The organism is Pseudomaricurvus alkylphenolicus, from assembly GCF_011683955.1.
Taxonomy (GTDB): domain Bacteria; phylum Pseudomonadota; class Gammaproteobacteria; order Pseudomonadales; family Cellvibrionaceae; genus Pseudomaricurvus; species Pseudomaricurvus alkylphenolicus.
This window is the reverse complement of the sequence record NZ_JAAQPI010000009.1, coordinates 170,780-189,761: the sequence shown is the minus strand read 5'-3', so window position 1 is coordinate 189,761 and position 18,982 is coordinate 170,780. Positions and strand designations below refer to the sequence as shown.

Here is an 18,982-nt window from a genome sequence, read left to right as displayed (position 1 = left end):
TTATTTGGATTGAGATAAAGATAATCTACGAAATGATCAACTCAGATGAGTCTTTTGATCAACAATGAGATGAAAAGTACATAAAAAAACCGGGGCAAGCCCCGGTATTAAAGATTGCAGAAACCAACTGCAGTCAAACAGCTCTTTCGAGCCCCCTAAAATAAGTTACAACATCAAGCGGTGGCAGCCTCCAGATCCGTCTGCAGCACACCATCCTCATCAAAACGCGCACGGGTAATAAAGTCCGGTTTAAAGAAACCGATCCAGGCTGGCACCAGGAACACCGCCGCCAGTGCATTCAACACCAACATCACCACCAGCAACAACGCCGCGTCCGCCTGGAAGCGCAGGTCGGAAAGGAAGACCCACATAATCACACCGCCGATAAGACAGGTGGCCGTAAAGGCGATCGCCTTGCCGGTGCTCGACAGCGCTCGAATCAGCGCCTGACTCATGTCGCCGTCAGAACGAGCCACCTCCTCGCGGATGCGGTCCATCATGTAAATGGAGTAGTCGATTCCCACACCAATACCCACGGCGATAATCGGCACGGTATTAACGTTGATACCAATATTGGCCAGCCCCATATAGGCGTAGGTGGAGGTAGTACAGAAGGCCATGGCCAGTAACATTAACCAACCGGCGTGAAACGACCAGTAGAACCAGGTGACTACGAAAAAGATAAACGCCAGCACCAGGGGAATGATGGTCATATTACTTTCGAATGCGGACTCATTCATGGCCGCCGTTACCCCGACCAGGCCACCCGCCAATTCGATGGTGAGTCCATCGACATGATTGGCGGGATCTTCAATCCAGGCTTTGGCCTGGTGTATGGCTCGGCGAATGGTTTTGGCCTGGTGATCTTTATAGAAAAAGACGATGTTGGCCACCTGGTCGTCAGTATCGACAAATTCCTTTAGCGCGCCGGGTATCGGACTGGAGGCCATATAGGCAAACATCAGACCACCGACGTAGGAATCCGTGTCGGGAATGACCGCCCAGCGGGGGTCATCACTGTGAAAGATACGGTTAACCTGTTTCACCAAACCGGGCAACGCCTTGGTACCACCCAGCTCGGGGTCCATCATCATATGGCGTTGAAAAGCCGCAATAGCTCGTAACACCTCGGGGCGTTTCATGCCGCCAACGTTTTCCGTGCGAGCGACGATATAGAGCTCCTCAGAGCCGGGGAAGCGTTCGTTGATTACCTTGGAGGAAACATTGTAGTCATGGTCCAGATACAATATCGGAGAACCGGGTTCAGACTCGCCAATCTGTACCCGCGAACTGAGTGCACCGCCTGCCAATAGAGTCACAAAGGCTAACGCCAGTACGGTTAAGCCGCCTCGCCGGCTTGACACAATACGTGCCACCGAATGAATCCAACCGCGGGTTTGTCGAGCCCGGTTCTCGGCAACCTTGGGAGCCGGCAGCAGAGACAACAGCAAAGGCACAGTGACAAGAACGGTCAGTACCACACAGACAGCCCACAGCGAAGCGTAGATACCCAGCTTAACGTTAATGGGTACCGATCCCAGTGCTATCAATAACAGTCCTATTGCATCGGAGACAATGCCCAGCGTGCCCGGGCGAAACAGCGAATCAAAGGTTCGCTGAGCGGCTTCGCGCCCGTCACCCACTAGATCGAACTCATCGTAATACCGTTGAACCAGCTGAATACCGTGAGACATGGCCCGTGCGGCAATCAGGAAAGGAATCACCAGAGTCAGGGGGTCGAGGTTATAGCCGAGCAGGGAAACAATGCCCACGCCCCAAATACAGGAAATCGTAATGCCAAACAGCGGCAGGATAATGCCATAAGCGCGACGAAAATAAACTACCAGCAGTGCCAGCATAATGGCCGCGGTAGTACTGAAAATCAGAAAGATCTGATCGAGATAGCTGTACACCCATCCCCAGAGCATGGGTTGGCCTGTGGCGTAAACTTTGGTTCCCGGTACCGATTCCGCCGCACGAATCTCCTGAATGCCGGTAAAGATCTTCTCGTAGTCCAACTGCCCTTCGTTAAACTGCGCCTTGATCAATGCGGCCTTTAAATCGGGGGATACCAACAGGCCATACACCCGGGGGTTGGCCATCACATCGTTGCGCAGTCCGGCCAGCTGAGCCGGCGTCAGTTCAAGCTGTGTCGGATCATAGTAAGGTTCGGAGTTTACGTCACCGGTTTCGGTCAGCCACACCTTGCGAGAAGTACGGTGAGTCAGACTGGATAAAAGGTTGTGGTTAACGCCAGTAAGATTATCCACTGACTGGGTAACACGATGAATGCGGGCCAGCGTCTCGGAGGTAAAAATATCCCCCTCTTCCACTTCAACGGCCATGACCACATTATTGGCCCCGCCAAAGGTATCACGAATGGAGTTATGCAGTTTGATATACGGGTGTTCCTGCGGCAGCAGATCGGCGAAATCCGAATACATTTGCACCTTGGGGACCTGCATGGCAAAAAAAACGGTGGCCAGTGCTATCAACCCCAGAAACAGTTTTGGATAGTGAAAAACGTAATTATCCAGATTACGCAGAAAGTGAGTAAATTGATGCAGGCGTTTCATAGGGTGGCTCCCTCAGTGCGTTCGTTCAATTTCTCTGCCAACACGTTGTGATTGGCATGGGGCTTGGTAGTGTCCTGAGTGACATCAATCACGCTCACCAGGCCTGCACCGCCGGCCACCAGTAACTGATCCCTGTTTAAGGCTGCCATGGCAATAAAATAGGAACGAACGCCGGTATTGTGGGCAACGGGATTCCAACTGGCTCCGTCGTATTGCAAAAGCGTACCGCTATCACCGGCGGCATAGAGTTCGGGGCCATTGCTGATCAATCCATACAGGGGAGAAACGCTGGCAGTGGATTGTTTTTCCCAGCTTTGTCCCCCGTCTCGGGTGTGTAACACCGTGCCACCCAAGCCGGATACCCAGCCGGTGTCGGTATCCGCAAAGTGAGCCGCAAGCGGAAAGAACTCATCGGGCAAATCCGCGTGCCGCTGCCAGGTGCGTCCGCCATCGATACTTTTCAGCAGTGCACCGAATTCCCCGGTAATAACCGCGCTGTCACGGTCCAGAAACTGGATGGTGCCCAGCTGCATATCTTCATCCAGTGACTGCGACGCCCAGCCCAACCCCTTGTCATTACTGTGGAGAATGGTACTGAAACTGGCAGTTACCCAGAGATGGCCCTCGGGGTCGCAGTCAATGGCCAACGGCTCCTCTTCGGTGGTAATGCCGCGGGAGGCCCAGTACTCATTACCTGAGTCATTGGTGTCGGAAACCCAAACCTTGCGCGAGCGGTCCAGAGCCACCACGCTTCCGTCCGGGCAGGCGGTCACGTCCACTAAAGCGGGATAACCGCTGAGTTCCAAGCGACTCCAGCTCTCACCCTGGTCGCGGGAGGTCAGCACCACGCCGTGATCTCCAACAACCACAATACGATCATCGGTATGAGCTGCAGACTTGAACTGATCAAAACGGCGTGTGGCCTGATTTTGTTGTTGCTCAATGCCGGACAAATCCAGAGGAGCTTCGCAGCCCCCCAGGACGCCCAGCGTCAGTAACAAAGGCACCAGTTTGCGTTGTGCCAAATGGTTAAGTTTCATGGTTCTCCCCTCCGACTATCAATGCGTCGTGCAGTTTTAACTGCCTCGTGGAAGAGGTAATGCAGTAACCGGGCCAATTTTTAAGCTATTGATTTATAAGTCTTTTTCAGTGGTGCTTTATCAATTGATCAAGGCTGTTGGCAGTGCGGGATTATCAGGTGATGAGAGAGGGTGATGATTTCATCATCTAGCAAGAATGGAACAAACCGTACCGAAGAAGGCTACCCCAATTCTCGGGCTAGTGTTTGATAGAGGCGCTGGGGGAGTTCGTCAGTGGTCTCGTAGGCTTCCTGTTCCAATAAACATCTCATGCTGGCGTTACATGCTGCCAGGACTTCACCCGCCTCGTTTTGAGACTCCACTGCCCTTGGCAATAGGGTGATCGATGGGAATAAACACACGCAATGGCATCCAGTGAAAAACATTTGGCACCCGGTGGAAAGAATGCAGATTTTCAAACGCTATACTTTCAAACTAATTCATTATCAAATCCCACGGCCCCAATGCTGACCAAAGGCCTGATTTAAATCTCGGAATGCCTAGATATGCAAGGACAAATATTTTCGAACTACACCACGAACGCTCAGTTAAAAATCGGAGAATATTACTATGATTAACAACATGAATATGCACATGGACCACATGGTAGTCTGGGTAGAAGACCTCGATGGTACAGCGAGATTCCTAAGGGATATCGTTGGTTTTAGACAACACAGCATGGACATTGGTTGCAGCGACGACGATCCCACAACCGGAGGCATGGCTGGGCTGTTTTTTGACGGTAATGGAGTCTGGCTGGAATTGATAAAGCCAACCACTCCCGGGCCGGGCATGGATATTTTGAATCAGGTTGGCGCGGGTACTCTGGTTGAGATTAATTTTCAGCCTCAGGATTACGACGGAGTACTACGGGAAATGAAGGAGCGGGGAATTCAGATGTTGAATATGGATGGCTCCCCGTTGGGTGATGATGGAGGCTTGATCAAAGAAGGCGTCGGGCTTGGAGACGATATAGAACACACGGGACAGCGCATTGCCTACTGGCCTATCGAGGCGACACGTGGTTCAAGCGTTGAGATATTTGAAGTAATTCCGAATGACCAGGGCGGTCTGATCAATATCCGTGATTCACTATGGGAAAACGAGTCGGACTCCGAAGAAATATGGATTGATCACATTGCCGTATGGGTGAAAGATCTTGAAGCTACAGCCAGCTTCTATACCGATGTGTTGGGTTTAAAGCGTTACGCAAAAGAAATCGATAATTCGAACAATCAGGCTAATGAAAAAATCGGTGCATTCAAAGCATGCTTTATCGATTGCGGAGGCGTCTGGCTTGAGCTGGTTCAGCCTGTTGGTCCTGGTGCTCTGATGGAGACTCTGAACGAAAAAGGCGATGGATATCTGGGTGAAATTTGCGTGTGTGTCAAAGACCTAGATGCATATAATAAAAAAATGGAGGCGAAAGGTATCCAGATGGTAAATATCGATGGTTCACCACTGGATGACAAGAACTGCATATTGGAGCCTCACGGTGAAAAGATGGCCTATTTCCCCAAGGACGTCAGCTGCGGCATGACGATTGAGATTATTCAGCCAGGCCCTAAAGAAACCAGCTGCCTTCCTCCTAGAAGCTACCCGCCTTCATGGAGCTAGTATAAGAAATTAGCATTTCGCTGACGGGTTTCTGGCGGCGCTGCCATCTTTTATTGGTATGGCCGTTGGAAACCGACTGAACTGAGATTTAATGCGATTTCGACTTTTCAAATTCAATAATACCATCTTTGCTGCTTTAACTTCCACTTTGAAGCTGGCATTCAAAACAAACTGGTTACGTCATATATTTTGGGCTCTACACTCGTTAGGAGTGAGACCTGCCCATCGCCGGAAAGCCCTGGAGAAAGCACTCACATGGGCGTAACCGAGGAGAAATGCCACTTCGGTAAGTGGCAGCTTGGTATTCTCTACATACTGGCGAGCCATTTGCTGGCGAATTTCATCCGCATATTCGTTATAGAGCTTGTCTCGATCAGACAGACGACGTTGCAGGGTGCGTTTTGTCATACACAGTTCTTTTGCTACATCATCTATACTGGGTATTCCGTTGCTGAGTGATTTGGCAATGATGTTACCAACTGTTGCTACAATGTCATCCTCTTCAACCTGATTATTCAACACATCACTGAGATGAGCTTCCAGAACCTGATATAACCTGGACTCCGCTTGTACAATTTCCTGATCGAGCTGCGCCTTGGCGAAAACAAGGCAGTTTATCTCTCGACCGAAGCTCACGGGAGCGGCGAAAATTCGCTTGTGCTCAAGTACACTTTCTGGTTTCGGATGTTCAAAGTGAACCTCCTCCAGGCGCCACGACCTGTCGGTTGCCACTTCAATAACGTGCTTTACCATTGCCAGGGTACACTCAGCTTCCTGTCTGCGCCCAAGTACGCTCGGCTCTACAATGGTATAACTGAATTTAAAGTAGGCCAGCTCCTTCTCCTCTTCCAGGGTCATGTCGCATCCGCGTGCGTATACATGTAGATATCTTGAGAAGTTCTCGAGCGCTTTTCTAACCGTAGGGGAATTGAGAATCGTGTACCCAAGCGGCCCCATATCACCCGGTTTAATTTCACTTCCGATGTGCAAACCGAGACAATCATCGGCGGACCGAATTGCCGCTAACTCCAATAGCCTGCAATGGTCGCCAAGCGCCACCTCTGTATCCGGATCTGTCAACACGGTCTGCCTGATTCCAGCTTCTTCCAGGATGGAGGAAGTAAAGATGTGGCAAAACCTTTGATACAGATTCTCAGCGGAAAAAGATGGCGCCGATTGTTGAGCTACTCGTTTGACAGTCATAGTGTAATATTCAGCCAATAACAATAAATAATAGCTGAAGGCTATCTGATAGTCATCCGCCCTATCACAACATAGGAACTGGATTGCCCAATCGGAAAGATGGCACTCTTTTTGCAGCGCTCACGCTATTTCATCTGAGATCAGATAGTTTTGGTAGGTTTTCCGCAGCTCCTGCTTCAATAGCTTGCCTGTAGCATTGTGAGGTAAAGTCTCAACGATGATGATCGCATCGGGAAGCCAGATTTTGGGAAGTACATTAGCCAGATGTTGTTGGACAGTTTTTTCTGATCTCAGCTTGTTGACAGTAATTAGCAGCAGTGGGCGCTCTCCCCACTTGTCGTGCGTAGCAGCTATCACACAAGCCTCAGTTACGCCGTCGCACCCAAGTGCAGCATTTTCTATCTCGATGGAACTGATCCATTCTCCTCCAGACTTAATGACGTCTTTTGCTCTATCTACGATCTGCATATAACCACTGGAGTCTATTGTGGATATATCACCGGTATCAAACCATCCGTCGCAGCTGAATGCAGAGTGATCCGTGCATTTGAAATAGGATTTTGCTACCCACGGTCCCTTAACCATCAATCGACCAAAGCTCCTTCCGTCGTGTGGCTGTTCCATGCCATTGTCGTCAACGATTTTCATCTTTATACCGAATAACGGCTTACCCTGTTTCATTTGCAGTTGATGACGTTCATTTCTAGGCATGAGTTTCATTTCCGGAGTCAAGCAGTTGACCGCGCCCACGGGACTCAACTCGGTCATCCCCCAGCCGTGCATAACAAAAACATCATGCTTTTCATCAAACTCCTGAATCATAGACAGTGGTGCCGCAGATCCGCCCACAACCACCTTCTCAACATTGGTGAGCTTGCGACCAATAGAGTCCAGATGGCGCAGTAACCCTTGCCACACCGTAGGTACCCCGCACATGGAATTTACAGCTTCGCTGTCAATAAGCTCAAACAGCGATTTGCCATCAAGAGCGCCGCCCGGCAACACCAGCTTTGATCCCAACATGGCCGCAGAATAGGGGATGCCCCAGGCGCAGGCGTGAAACATCGGGACGACGGGCAATACAGAGGAAGAGCTATCCAGCATCCACCCCTCTCCTCCGGCTACCGCTCGGGCGTGGGACAACGTTGAGCGGTGAGAATACAACACTCCTTTGGGATCACCCGTTGTTCCCGAGGTATAGCAGAGGCTGGCGGCTGTAGAATCTGGAAATCTGGGCCAATGATAGGTCTCTGACTCACCCTGCAGGAGTTCCTCGTAACACCAAACGTTAGGAAGCTTCGTTGGAGGCATTTCAAAACGATTTGCGAGCACGACGAATCCGATCACCCCTTTTATCTGGTGCTCAATGCTCTCTAACAGGGGAATAAAGTCAGGGTCCAGAAAAATAAACGTATCTGAGGCATGATTGATGATATAACTTATTTGCTCTGAGGACTGCCTGGGATTGATAGTATGGGTGATGGCCCCTATACCCGAAATGGCATAATAGAGCTCGAAATGACGATGGTCGTTCCACGCCAAGGTACCTACACATTGACCTTCGATGACACCAAGTCGACTCAGTGCATTGGCCAGCTTCTTCGTACGCTCCAAGGCATCCGCATAACCATAACGATGAATATCTCTATGCGAATATCGACTTACAATCTCGGCTTGCCCGTGGACAGCCGCAGCGTGCTCGAGAATATCCGAAATCAACAGCTGCTCTTCCATCATTTCGCCATGCACTTCAGTTTACCTCTAGTTTTCGTTTTGGGGATGATTTATTGTTCTGGCTGCGCGAAGACGCCTTCAGCAAATGCCTGGGTTATTTCACCATAAGGGACACAGATAGACATTTTGAGCGGATTATCGTCCGTACAGTTGTATACGGTTTTGGAATGTGAATAATTCGCGAACCCTTGCGGGCCACCATGAGCACCGATGCCACTCGCGCCAATGCCGCCAAAGGGAGCGGTCGGCTCTGCAGCTTGGAAACCGAACACGTTGATACCTGCACCACCAGAAACGATTGCCTTTTTGAATGCTTCCACTACCTCTGGGTCTCGCGCTTGAGTCACCAGGTAGGAAGCCAACGGCCTCTCGCGATTGTTGATGTATTCGTAGGCTTCGTCCAGTGTTTTGTAGGTGAGAACCGGAGTAATGGGGCCAAAGGTTTCTTCCCTCATGACCATAAGTTCGTCTCTGGGGCTGACTACTAGATACATAGGAAGCTGTCTACGGCTGGGTACGGGTTCGGCGTTGCTCAGGGCGATAACTCGACAGCCATCATCCTTTGCTTCTTCTACGGCATTCAGCAGCCTTCCGAAATGCCGCTCATTGATGATTCCGGTGACGTCGGGATGGTCGGAGTAATTGGGATAGGCCTCCTGCCAGACTTCCTGAGCCAGCTCCAGCCATTCCTCCAAGAGATTCTCCGGAACCATCGCATAATCCGGGGAAGTGCAAATCTGTCCACTCTTGCAAAATTTGAAACTCAAGTATTCCCTGATTTTCTGTTTGTCGACGCCATCGTCGAGAAATATGGTCGGATTCTTGCCGCCCAGCTCCAGTGTGACGGGCGTTAGATTCTCTGCGGCGGCTTTCATAATCAGGCGCCCGACTTCGGTGTTCCCCGTGTACGTCAGGTGATCCCAACGCATGGACGCGAAGTGCTGAGAGAAGGAGATACCCCCGACTACAATGGCAAGCACTTCCTCGGGAAAGTACTTGCCAACATGGTCTTGCAGGACTTTAGCGGTCGCCGGTGCCAGCTCAGAGGCTTTGACAATAACTCGATTTCCCGCCGCCAACATGTCACAAACCATGACCAGTGAACATTCGATGGGGAAATTCCAGGGAGATATATTCCCCATTACGCCCTTGGGCTGTTGAATTACTTGGCAATTAGAGGATCCGTGAACTATATCAGATAACGGACGATCAACCGGAGCCATCCACTCTTTCAGACTTGCTTGTGCATTACGACAACGACCCAGAACACCGCCGGTTTCAAACATGTCTGTAATCAGTGGAGAGTGGCAATCAAAGTCCTTGCTGATGGCTTCTCTAATTGGATGGCGTAAATCCATCATCATCTGCTCTAGAGACTTCAGCCATCCCATCCGTTCTTCATAGGATGGGTTATTGTTTTCACTAAACGCTTTCCTTTGTTTTTCAAAGAGTGTTTCTAATTCGGCGACGGTATTTTCTTTCATAACTGACTCCAATTCTACAAAATCGAACCGGCAAAGTCATAGCGATTCAAAACGACTTGCACGGCGTCCAGTATCTTGTCTACATCATTGTCGGAATGAGCAAAAGACAGATAAATATGATTCGAAGTCGGTACTGACAACAATACGCCTTCGTTGATTAAAGCCAGATAAAAAAGCTGTACAAAGCTCATGTCCAACTTCTGGCTACTATCGAATGTGACTGGTTCTGGCGCAATATAGAGTTGCAGCATGGAACTGATGCCGTTGACCTGACAGTTAATGCCATGGGCATCGAAGGCTGACATAATTCCGGCCTGCAATTTCTCCGCCCTCATCTCCAGGCGCTCATATTCGCCAGCAGAGGAAAGTTTTTGATATTCCCTTAAGGCAGCGCAAGCAACGCTCAATGCGACGGAGCCGTCATTTACCGTTCCCGACTGAAAGACTCGGGGGGTGCCTTTCGATGCTAAAGGATCTACCACACTCATTACCGCTTCCGATCCCGCTACGACGGCAAGCTTTTCCCCAGCACCCAATGCTTTTGCCATGGTAACCAGATCAGGAACCACCCTAAAGTATTCCTGAGCTCCTCCCAGTGCCAGTCGGCAGCCCGTAATCACTTCGTCAAAGATCAGAAGCACACCTTTCTGTTGGGTTGTTTCTCTCAGTTCAACCAGGAAGTCTCTTTGGCTACCCCAGAGCCCACCGGCATGCATGGCTGGATCAAGTATCACGGCCGCAATATTACCGTCGGTCTCAAGTGATTGCCTGACCGATTCAATATCGTTGTAGGGGCATACAAGTGTACTGGTGATTGAATCATCAGGAACGCCGGCTGAAAATAGTGCTCGATCGGCGCCCATTCCGAACAGGAATTGATCTTGCTGTCCGTGATAGTGACCGTGAAACTTTAGGATTTTTTGCTTTCCGGTGTAAGCTCTGGCATAGCGCACAGCGGTCATCACCGCTTCCGTTCCCGTGTTTAAAAAACGTACCCGTTCAGCACAGGGAACTATTTCCTTTACAAGCTCGGCACACTCGATCATCACCGGTGGATTCAGTGGCAACAACCCGTAGTCGTGTCCATTGTCTAGCGCTTTCATTAACGCCGGATGACTATGACCGAGTAGTAGTGGGCCATTGGCGCTAAAACAGTCGATATAGCGGTTTCCATCAATATCCGTTACCTGGCTGCCCCGGCCACTTGTCATATAAAGAGGATACGGCGGGAAAAACCTCAGGTTTCCAGACACGCCACCAGGGAGAACAGATTTGGCTTTCTCGAACATCTGCCCCGATTGCACCGTTCTTACTTTGTAATCTGCATAGATATGATCACGCAGCGCTGCGGAACGCTTAGCATTGATTTGCCCCGGATATGCGTTCTCCATAATATTTCCTCGACTTCTTATTCGACTGTTACTTATCTTCGTTGTTTTATTGATTGGGTTCTTATCTTGGAGTGACAAGCTATTAGCCTGTAATGACAACCGATGAGGCAGATGTCTCAGACAAAAAAAGGCCAGGAATCCCCTATGATACCCTGGCCCAAAGCAATCACTGACAGTACTTATCCACTACCACTGATACTTGAGATTTGCTCCTATCCATCGTTCAGTACCAGGAACATTCTCTATAGAGTTAAAAAAACCGGTGGAGTCAAATGCATAGGAACGATATTGTCTGTCGGTCAGGTTCTTGACAAACAGAGACCCCGACCAAGTATCATCGCTGCTGTAGAAACTGATTTTCGCGTTCGCCACTCCATACGCTTCTTCTTGAATAACGGGAGAGAACGAAAGGTTGAAGTTGTGATCATCCTTCCAGTTGGCATCCAGCTGCACTGCCACCGTACCGAATGACAGGTCCCAGGAATAACGAATTAGACCATTGACTGAAAATTCGGGGGCTAACACCGCGTCTTCTGTCCCGGTAGCAGAAATGGAGAGCGGCACATCGGTTACCTCTGAATCGAGCCATGCAATACCAAGGAGCAGATCCAATCCCTGCACGGGGTTGGAAATCAGTTCAATTTCCGCGCCGGTTGTTTCCGCACTGGCATTAAACAAGAAGGTCGCGAAGCCATCAAAGGAGTAAGCCTGATAATCTTCATAATCATAGTAATAGACTGATGCATTCAAGCGGGTTGTTTCCGTAAGAGTTCCCTTTAGACCAATCTCGTACGAATTAAGAACTTCACCGCCGAATTCAAAGTCTTCAGAGGCAATCGGGTACAAAGGAAGATTGAACCCTCCTGACTTAATACCGCGATTTATGCCAGCATAGAGCAGCCAGTCTCCAGTAGGCCTGTAGTCAAGCTGTATCTTCCCGGACCAGTCCGTGTCTGTAAACGAATCCCGGTGTACAAATGAACCACCCTGCAGAAAGTAAATATCTGTGGATTGATAGTCAAAATCCTTCTTATCTTTGTTAACACGCGCCCCAAGTGTTAAAGCCAGGGCTTCAGTCAGATCAATTTCTGTCTGACCGAACAGTGCATAGGTGGTTGTTTCCTGGTCAGCGCCGGCTACTTCGGCAGTACCTTGTGGATACCCGACACCCGTGCCAAAAAAGGCATCACCCGTTTGCCGGGTCATGTATTCTCCGTCAATATTGAGGTAGAAAAATCCAACAACACTTCGTGATGCCTCACCCTCCCAGCTCAACCGAAATTCCTGGGACAACTGTTTGACGGCATTCTCCTGTTCATAGTTGTAGACATCGGCCGGCGAGGCATCTGCGTCTTCACCATAGGCATCGTCAATATCCTGGTAGTCAGTGATGGATGTCAGCTCGTAGTCGCCCAGCGCCCAGTTGACATGAAGCGCCAGTTCAGACATTTCTGCGAGTTTATAGCCCGCGAAATCATTCGACTGAGTATAAGGATTACCATCGGCATCCTTGTAACCAAAGAAATCAGTCGCCGCGGGATCGGAGACGAAGTCTCCCTCAGATGCCACTTGGTGGGCGTAGCCTCCCCTGACACTGTCTTCATCTGCATATTGTGCCTTGATTAGGATATTGAGGTCATCGGTTGGCTCAATCATCACTTGTGCGCGAACTGAATAATCATCCGCTGTCATCAGGTTGGGCCCTATATCGTTCTTGATCAGCCCATCATTTTTATTTAATACCGCTGACAAACGACCGGATACGACATCTGTGACGGCTCCACCAACAGCTGCCTCAATACGTTTGCGGCCGGACTCACCAAGCTCAACGTCTACATATCCATTAAACTCCTGCGACGGTCTTTGTGTAATGTAATGCAGAAGACCACCTGTCGCGTTGCGCCCAAACAGCGTTCCCTGAGGGCCTCTGAGCACCTCAACCCGATCGATATCAAACAGGCTGAAGTTGGTAATACTATTGAGGCTGATGTAGCCTTCATCAATGTAGACCGCGACGGGTGACTCTTGTGAGGCTGCAAAATCATTCTGGGCGACCCCCCGTACACTGAACGAATTGATGGTACCGCCGCCAGCGCCTGAAACCTCCAACCCTGGTGTTTGTGCTACAAGATCAATGGCGCTGTCGAGTCCAAGCTTGTCCAACTGGTCGCCTGAAAAGGCCGTGACTGCGACACCAACATCTTGCAGGCTTTGTTCACGCTTTTGTGCGGTAACTACAATTTCCTCGAGCACCGAAGAGTGAGCTGATATCGCGCCCAGCAGAGTAACGGTTGACAGACTGGCACTCATCAGGTAGCTCAGGCCCTTACGGTATTCTGATTCTCGTCTTGTGGTAAACATCAATTGCTCTCCAGTAGCATTCATTATGTTTTTTTGGGACCGTGAAATAGTGGAATACCCGCTATTTCGAATCTTTCAATCGTAATATATGAACTTATGATCCTCTTCACTGTACCGGAAACGACAAACCCTTAACTCTCTGTGACAATCAGTCGGCTCGCAACAGGTTTTTGACGGTTTGACGAGCCTCTTCTTCAACTGAAATGAATTCCTCCGATGTCTCGGAAATGAGCCCGATCTGAAGCGATATCCCATCAAGCAATGTCCAGACAAAATGTGCAATCGCCAGTGCTCTTGTTTCAGAGATTGATGAATCAATGTTTAGCAGTGCTTCCACTGTGATTTGGTGATAAATTTGATTCTCTTGGAGAAATAGCGCTCGGGCTTCAGGATCGTATTGGGCCCGGGCTATAAGAATTTTCCACAGTTTCGCCTCAGGCCGCTTAATAACCGAAAGTCCGGCGTCAAATATCGCCAATAACCCAGACTCTCTGCCTTTTACCAGAGACACCGCATCCTTCACACCCTGAACATAGGCAGAGCTTTGATGGCTGAAAATCGCGATTAATAACTCCTGCTTATTTTGGAAGTAGTAGTGAAGATTTCCAATGCGAATTCCTACCCTCGCGGCTACGTCCCTCAGCACTAAACCGCTGTGACCTTTTTCCAGAAGGATGGCTGTCGCAGCTTCAATTATTTCGGCGCGGCGCTGCTGCCCACGAGTTCGCGTTGCAACTTTCGATCTCCCAGAACTCATCGTGCTAATGCGGGGCTCTGTCACCGGTTTTCTCCTTACGTCTATAGAAAACCCTATCTCACTACTTTCTTGACAACCTCTATTTCCATACCGCGACTCACTTCCGGTGGAAAACGCACGGAATCAGAACCTAGGGTAATCAGATCGATGCCCCTTGAGTTAATATCAGAACAATAGGTTTCGAAATCATTGACTGACGCAACGATTTTCATTGGATATCCACTCCCCTTTTCCTTCATTAGTTCCATAAGGGGCCCTGGTTTTACTGGTTGACATAATTGTATCCATACCCCATTGGCGTCAATCCAGGCCACCTTCATCTCGTCGGAATTCCCGCTGCCATTTGTACAAGAAAGCCCCATAATATCCGTGTAAAAACTTGAGGCGTGCTCCAGGTTTTCGACAACAATCGACAAGTGATCAATGCAGGGCGCATTCACATCAGGGACATTATGCATCCATTCCCTTTCCCGCATATTCAGCAAATTTGTTGCATCATTGCGCAGTTTTTCGTAGACCTCAACGGTTGTCCCTCCAGTCAATTCTGTCGGCCAGTAGGCGATATATTGGCCTGACTCCTTAGACTCTTTATTCCCCGCAACCCCCTCATCAATACGGCCATAATCCTTGAGAATTGAACCATCCATTCCCAACATTTGGATACCTTTCGACGTCATATCATCAATGAGGGCACGATAGTCCTCGTCCACCGCCTCAAAGTTAACCTCAACAATGGCGCCATCTCCAACCTGTTCCAGGATCTCCAACCCCGGGCCCGGTGCCGTGGGCAGGATGAGTTCAAGCCACAGGCCATTGCCATCAGCAAACATCGCCTTCATGCCACCGCAGGTTGGATCATCTTCACTTACCTCTACAACCATGGGATGTCGCTGAAAACCCACCACATCGCACAGAAAACTGAGTGACTGCTCCATATCGGAAACCCATATGGCTAAATGGTCCAGTCTAAGTGGCGTGTTTAGTGTAGTCGCTGTCATTCATTGTCTCCTATCAGATACGCAAGGTTGCTTTAGCTCGAACCATTACAATAACCGTATGCTTGTCCTATTAATGTACCTGGGACGACAACCGCTAAACAACAGGTGCCAATCCGACACATAGACAGGAAGCCCACTCATTATGGATAGAAATAAAGAAGGAAAATGATAGGTCAGAATGTGATAAGAAGCTCAGAACGAACGAGGAGATCCGGGCACCGGATGGTACCCGTTGACAAACGCGGGAAATAACTGAGAATGGCTACTGAGCAACATATCCCCCATCGATGGCCATCGCATGTCCAGTGACAAAAGACGCCGCATCAGAACATAACCACAGCACTGCCTCGGCAACTTCATCCGGAATCCCGAATCTCCCTATAGGTTCTGAATCAATGGCCTTGGTTTCTAACTCAGGAGAGTTTTTTATATATGCCTCCTGCATCGGAGTCATTATTTCCCCTGGACATACTGCGTTGATTCTTATGTTCTGCCTGGCGAACTCAAGCGCTGCCGATTTTGTCAGGCCCACAACTCCGAATTTGCTGGGCCCATAAGGCGCTAGTCTGTCATTCATTCCCACCAAACCCGCAACCGAGGACATATTCACAATTGAGCCGTGCCCTTGTTTTAGCATTTGACGAAGCTGATACTTCATGCATAACCAGACGCCCTTCAAATTAACATTGATGACTTTGTCCCAATTTTCCTCGGTACAATCGGTAAAACCACACTCTGTTCCCGTAATTCCTGCAATATTACAGGCATAATCCAAGCGACCAAACTGTGAAGTCGCTGTGGATATCATTTCTTCAACGGAAGCTGAGTTCGCAGCGTCTACCCGTACAGAGGAGATACTTCCGTCATACTCCTGAGCGATGGACTTAGTCATTTTCAGACCATCCGTATCGACATCCGCAGCCACGACATTGGCACCACGCTTGGCAAAGGCGATGGCTGTTGCTTGGCCTATACCAGACCCTGCCCCGGTAACCAGAGCAACTTTGTCATAAAAGCTCATCATGTTTAACTCTCATTTGTTTTGCAACCGCTACAAATTCAACTATTCATATTACCAACCAAAAGATACAGTCTGATTTTCAATGGGCTGAAAAGAGCACTCGTCATGGACCACGCGTACCTTAGCAACAATTGCCTCTGCGGATGACCCGTTAAATTCCACTACCTCAATGCGCCCGCCGAATTCGGTATAGTTATCGTCTTGGAAGAAGTTTTTAAGCCTCTCGGAATCCTGGAACCATACCTCTAGTATTCCTTCGATTTCTGAAGAATCAAAACCCTCAGGTAGAGGATCCCGTAGTCTATGGCTGACAACCAACTTAATAATATGTTGGCGTAGGGTCTCTTGCTCCAAAATAAGCTTGCCATAGTCACTTAGAGTTCTGTGAAACTGATCGTAGCTTTGATCGGTATTTCGTTTGAAAAGTAGGTATACCTTGGTTTTGTTACTTTCCCTCATATCCAAATCAGGTACGAACAGTGGCTCCTCCTTAGCAAGGATAAACTCTCCTTCTTTTTCTTGAGAGAGAAAGCGTAACTCGTCGGGCTGAATCAACTCCTCGTATGCCGGCTGGCGGAACCAGGCGTCAATATCCTCCAGACTATCCAGCCAAAGCTCTGAAGCGCCTTCACGCTCCGAATTGTGCTTGAACTCATCCGGTAACAAGTCTGTAGACTCCGGGTAAACGTGAGCGCTATTGTATTTCCGAATAAATTGGGAGAATGAGGTGATGTTCATCACATGAAGTGAGTGGTGCTTTTGCCAGTACAACTGAAATGCCCTGCGTGACATCTTGGGATTGCGTACCGGGAACTCGATGAGCTTTATTGGACCCTTCTGAGTTAACCAGGGATCTTCTTCTACGATTTCCGGGTTTACCCAAGGTCCGGGATTGACTGTTTTCATTGCTTAAACCCTAACAACGATTTTTCCACGACCTTTACCGTTAAACAATGCCAACAGCGCCTCCGGAGCCGATTCGATTCCCTCAAATACATGAACTTTTTGAATGAGTTTACCTTCGCCACGCCAAGTCAACATATCCTTGGTAAACTGATCGTAGGCATCAAGATAGTCCATAAACAGGTGCCCTTTAATCGTAAGGAAGCTGTCCAGAACATGCTCGAAATTGTCGATATTGTTCACTTTCCCACCGGAGTCGTAAATTCCTACCATTCCGGCAATGAGAAGCTGTTTGCCGAAGTTCATCAAGGGCAGGCAAGCGGAAAAATGTTCAGGGCTGGCGTTTTCCAACACCTGGTCGATTCCATTTGGACATCCTTCACGCAAGCCAATGTCAATTGGGGTTGTTTTATAGTTAAAAGCAAAGTCTACGCCAAGCTCATCACGCAGCCACTCGACTTTTCTATCTGATCCGGCGGAGGTAACCACACGAGCACCTTGGATTTTGGCGATTTGACATGCCAACGATCCAACTGATCCGGCGCCACTGGAAATAACCGTTGTTTCACCAGGCACCAGCGTGGTGGCACACATCATCGCGAAATAGGCGGTTTGGCTTGCAATGCCCAGTAGTCCTACATAATCCATTGGGTCAATATTTTCTACCCCATTTCTTTTTACAATGGCATTATTCGATGACAGGTAGGGGACAAAGTCTTCCGCATCAGAGATGAAATGCTGTTGCCAACCCGACATGCTTTCAACTATGTCTCCAATTGCATAGTTCGGGTTATTCGATTCGATCACCCTGCCAATGGATGGACCGTCCAAAGGAGCGTTTAATGGCCAGGGATCAAGATCCTTACCGTCAGACTCCATGGATCGACGCATATAGGGATCAACGGACATATAGAGATTTTCGATCAATACCTGATTGTTTTCGAGTTCCGGCAAGTCAACTTCGCGAACTTCGAAGTCATCGACGGAAACTTTTTCAGGTCGCCTTAATAAATGAACTTGTTTTGTTAACATAGTGAAACTCTTGGAAGATTCTCTTCTTTTGAACTATGCAGAGGAGTCATCATACCCGACCGCCATTAGCTACTATTACCTGACCTGTCACGTATCGAGAGGCCTCAGAGGCTAGAAAAAGAGCAACATTGGCAATATCACGAGGTTCGGCGATATAGCCCAGTGGGATTTGTGCTTCCGCTTCCTTTAGCAACTGTGGATCTCTCCACACAAATTCGGTCATTTCTGTCTTAACCCAGCCCGGGGCAATAGCATTGGCACGAACGTTGAACTTCCCAAGCTCCTTGGATAGATGGCGGGTTATCGCGATCACACCAGATTTAGACGCACTATAGGGGCCGTCGCCTTCGGCGACATCCAGGGCGCTGTCAGAAGAGATATTGATAATGCAACCGGATTCTTGTTGCACCATGATCTTGGCAACCGATTGACAAGCCAGAAATACGCCTTTCAGATTGACATCAAAAAGGGTATTCCATCTTTCTTCATCAAAGTCCAAAAGCGGATTGGAGAGATACACCCCCGCGACGTTCACTAATAGATCCACTGAACCGAACTCATTCAAAACATCGCCCAGCAGTTGGTCAAGATCGTTTTTCCTGGTAATATCAGCGGTAATCGAAACACACCGAACACCACGATCTCTGATTTTCTCAGCAACCGTCTCTATTTGGCTAGCCGCTGCATGAATATCGGTTATGACAACATCCGCACCGGACGAGGCCAGTAGTAAGGCAACGGCTCTGCCGATGCCTCCTTTAGCCCCGGTTACTATAGCAACCTTGCCCTTTAGAGAAACTGAAAAATCAAGAGTATCCATAGGTGG

The 18,982-nt window shown here is 49.1% G+C and carries 14 protein-coding genes; 1 reads left to right on the top strand and 13 read right to left on the bottom strand.

Annotated elements, in window-relative coordinates; all coding sequences use genetic code 11:
* Nucleotides 1-173: 173 nt before the first annotated feature.
* The gene (locus HBA55_RS21845) at nucleotides 174-2,576 is read right to left on the bottom strand and encodes an efflux RND transporter permease subunit (RefSeq protein WP_166995838.1); all 2,403 of its coding nucleotides are present in this window, start codon (nucleotides 2,574-2,576) and stop codon (nucleotides 174-176) included.
* Entirely contained in the window at nucleotides 2,573-3,616 is a 1,044-nt protein-coding gene (locus HBA55_RS21840; RefSeq protein WP_166995837.1) for a YCF48-related protein, read from the bottom strand. Before HBA55_RS21840 ends, HBA55_RS21845 begins: the two co-directional genes overlap by 4 nt.
* 609 nt (nucleotides 3,617-4,225) lie before the next feature.
* Here HBA55_RS21840 and HBA55_RS21835 point away from each other — a divergent pair.
* Nucleotides 4,226-5,272, top strand: a complete 1,047-nt coding sequence (locus tag HBA55_RS21835) for a VOC family protein (RefSeq protein WP_166995835.1) — start codon at nucleotides 4,226-4,228, stop codon at nucleotides 5,270-5,272.
* Between the two features lie 180 nt (nucleotides 5,273-5,452).
* On the opposite strand, the gene qhpR is transcribed toward HBA55_RS21835, so the two are convergent.
* From qhpR to HBA55_RS21780, 11 genes are all read right to left on the bottom strand, one after another.
* A complete protein-coding gene (qhpR, locus tag HBA55_RS21830; protein ID WP_277345674.1) occupies nucleotides 5,453-6,475 on the bottom strand; it encodes an AraC-like transcriptional regulator QhpR in 1,023 nt (340 codons plus the stop codon).
* A 120-nt stretch (nucleotides 6,476-6,595) separates the two neighbouring features.
* Nucleotides 6,596-8,212: a long-chain fatty acid--CoA ligase gene (locus HBA55_RS21825; protein WP_206019917.1), complete on the bottom strand. Its 1,617-nt coding sequence runs from the start codon at nucleotides 8,210-8,212 to the stop codon at nucleotides 6,596-6,598.
* A gap of 47 nt (nucleotides 8,213-8,259) precedes the next feature.
* On the bottom strand, nucleotides 8,260-9,693 hold the full coding sequence (locus HBA55_RS21820; protein WP_166995829.1) for an aldehyde dehydrogenase family protein: 1,434 nt from the start codon (nucleotides 9,691-9,693) through the stop codon (nucleotides 8,260-8,262).
* Between the two features lie 14 nt (nucleotides 9,694-9,707).
* A complete protein-coding gene (locus HBA55_RS21815) occupies nucleotides 9,708-11,084 on the bottom strand; it encodes an aspartate aminotransferase family protein (RefSeq protein ID WP_166995828.1) in 1,377 nt (458 codons plus the stop codon).
* Nucleotides 11,085-11,270: 186 nt separating this feature from the next.
* Entirely contained in the window at nucleotides 11,271-13,445 is a 2,175-nt protein-coding gene (locus HBA55_RS21810; protein WP_166995826.1) for a TonB-dependent receptor, read from the bottom strand.
* A gap of 148 nt (nucleotides 13,446-13,593) precedes the next feature.
* On the bottom strand, nucleotides 13,594-14,226 hold the full coding sequence (locus tag HBA55_RS21805) for a TetR family transcriptional regulator (RefSeq protein WP_166995824.1): 633 nt from the start codon (nucleotides 14,224-14,226) through the stop codon (nucleotides 13,594-13,596).
* A 29-nt stretch (nucleotides 14,227-14,255) separates the two neighbouring features.
* On the bottom strand, nucleotides 14,256-15,200 hold the full coding sequence (locus tag HBA55_RS21800) for a VOC family protein (RefSeq protein ID WP_166995822.1): 945 nt from the start codon (nucleotides 15,198-15,200) through the stop codon (nucleotides 14,256-14,258).
* Nucleotides 15,201-15,462: 262 nt separating this feature from the next.
* Nucleotides 15,463-16,224, bottom strand: a complete 762-nt coding sequence (locus tag HBA55_RS21795) for an SDR family oxidoreductase (RefSeq protein WP_206019916.1) — start codon at nucleotides 16,222-16,224, stop codon at nucleotides 15,463-15,465.
* Nucleotides 16,225-16,272: 48 nt separating this feature from the next.
* Nucleotides 16,273-17,127 carry an EthD domain-containing protein gene (locus HBA55_RS21790; RefSeq protein ID WP_166995820.1) on the bottom strand — a complete coding sequence of 285 codons (855 nt, stop codon included), beginning with the start codon at nucleotides 17,125-17,127 and terminating at the stop codon, nucleotides 16,273-16,275.
* Between the two features lie 3 nt (nucleotides 17,128-17,130).
* Nucleotides 17,131-18,156, bottom strand: a complete 1,026-nt coding sequence (locus HBA55_RS21785) for an MDR family NADP-dependent oxidoreductase (protein WP_166995818.1) — start codon at nucleotides 18,154-18,156, stop codon at nucleotides 17,131-17,133.
* Between the two features lie 49 nt (nucleotides 18,157-18,205).
* Nucleotides 18,206-18,976 (bottom strand): SDR family NAD(P)-dependent oxidoreductase, encoded by a 771-nt coding sequence (locus tag HBA55_RS21780; protein WP_166995816.1) that lies wholly within the window; start codon nucleotides 18,974-18,976, stop codon nucleotides 18,206-18,208.
* Nucleotides 18,977-18,982 lie beyond the last annotated feature (6 nt).

What these genes read in the sequence shown, in the direction of transcription:
- HBA55_RS21785 (WP_166995818.1), bottom strand. Translation starts at nt 18,156, where the DNA reads ATGTTAACAAAACAAGTTCATTTATTAAGGCGACCTGAAAAAGTTTCC.
- HBA55_RS21795 (WP_206019916.1), bottom strand. Translation starts at nt 16,224, where the DNA reads ATGATGAGCTTTTATGACAAAGTTGCTCTGGTTACCGGGGCAGGGTCT.
- HBA55_RS21800 (WP_166995822.1), bottom strand. Translation starts at nt 15,200, where the DNA reads ATGACAGCGACTACACTAAACACGCCACTTAGACTGGACCATTTAGCC.
- qhpR (WP_277345674.1), bottom strand. Translation starts at nt 6,475, where the DNA reads ATGACTGTCAAACGAGTAGCTCAACAATCGGCGCCATCTTTTTCCGCT.
- HBA55_RS21820 (WP_166995829.1), bottom strand. Translation starts at nt 9,693, where the DNA reads ATGAAAGAAAATACCGTCGCCGAATTAGAAACACTCTTTGAAAAACAA.
- HBA55_RS21835 (WP_166995835.1), top strand. Translation starts at nt 4,226, where the DNA reads ATGATTAACAACATGAATATGCACATGGACCACATGGTAGTCTGGGTA.
- HBA55_RS21780 (WP_166995816.1), bottom strand. Translation starts at nt 18,976, where the DNA reads ATGGATACTCTTGATTTTTCAGTTTCTCTAAAGGGCAAGGTTGCTATA.
- HBA55_RS21790 (WP_166995820.1), bottom strand. Translation starts at nt 17,127, where the DNA reads ATGAAAACAGTCAATCCCGGACCTTGGGTAAACCCGGAAATCGTAGAA.
- HBA55_RS21810 (WP_166995826.1), bottom strand. Translation starts at nt 13,445, where the DNA reads ATGTTTACCACAAGACGAGAATCAGAATACCGTAAGGGCCTGAGCTAC.
- HBA55_RS21815 (WP_166995828.1), bottom strand. Translation starts at nt 11,084, where the DNA reads ATGGAGAACGCATATCCGGGGCAAATCAATGCTAAGCGTTCCGCAGCG.
- HBA55_RS21840 (WP_166995837.1), bottom strand. Translation starts at nt 3,616, where the DNA reads ATGAAACTTAACCATTTGGCACAACGCAAACTGGTGCCTTTGTTACTG.
- HBA55_RS21825 (WP_206019917.1), bottom strand. Translation starts at nt 8,212, where the DNA reads ATGATGGAAGAGCAGCTGTTGATTTCGGATATTCTCGAGCACGCTGCG.
- HBA55_RS21845 (WP_166995838.1), bottom strand. Translation starts at nt 2,576, where the DNA reads ATGAAACGCCTGCATCAATTTACTCACTTTCTGCGTAATCTGGATAAT.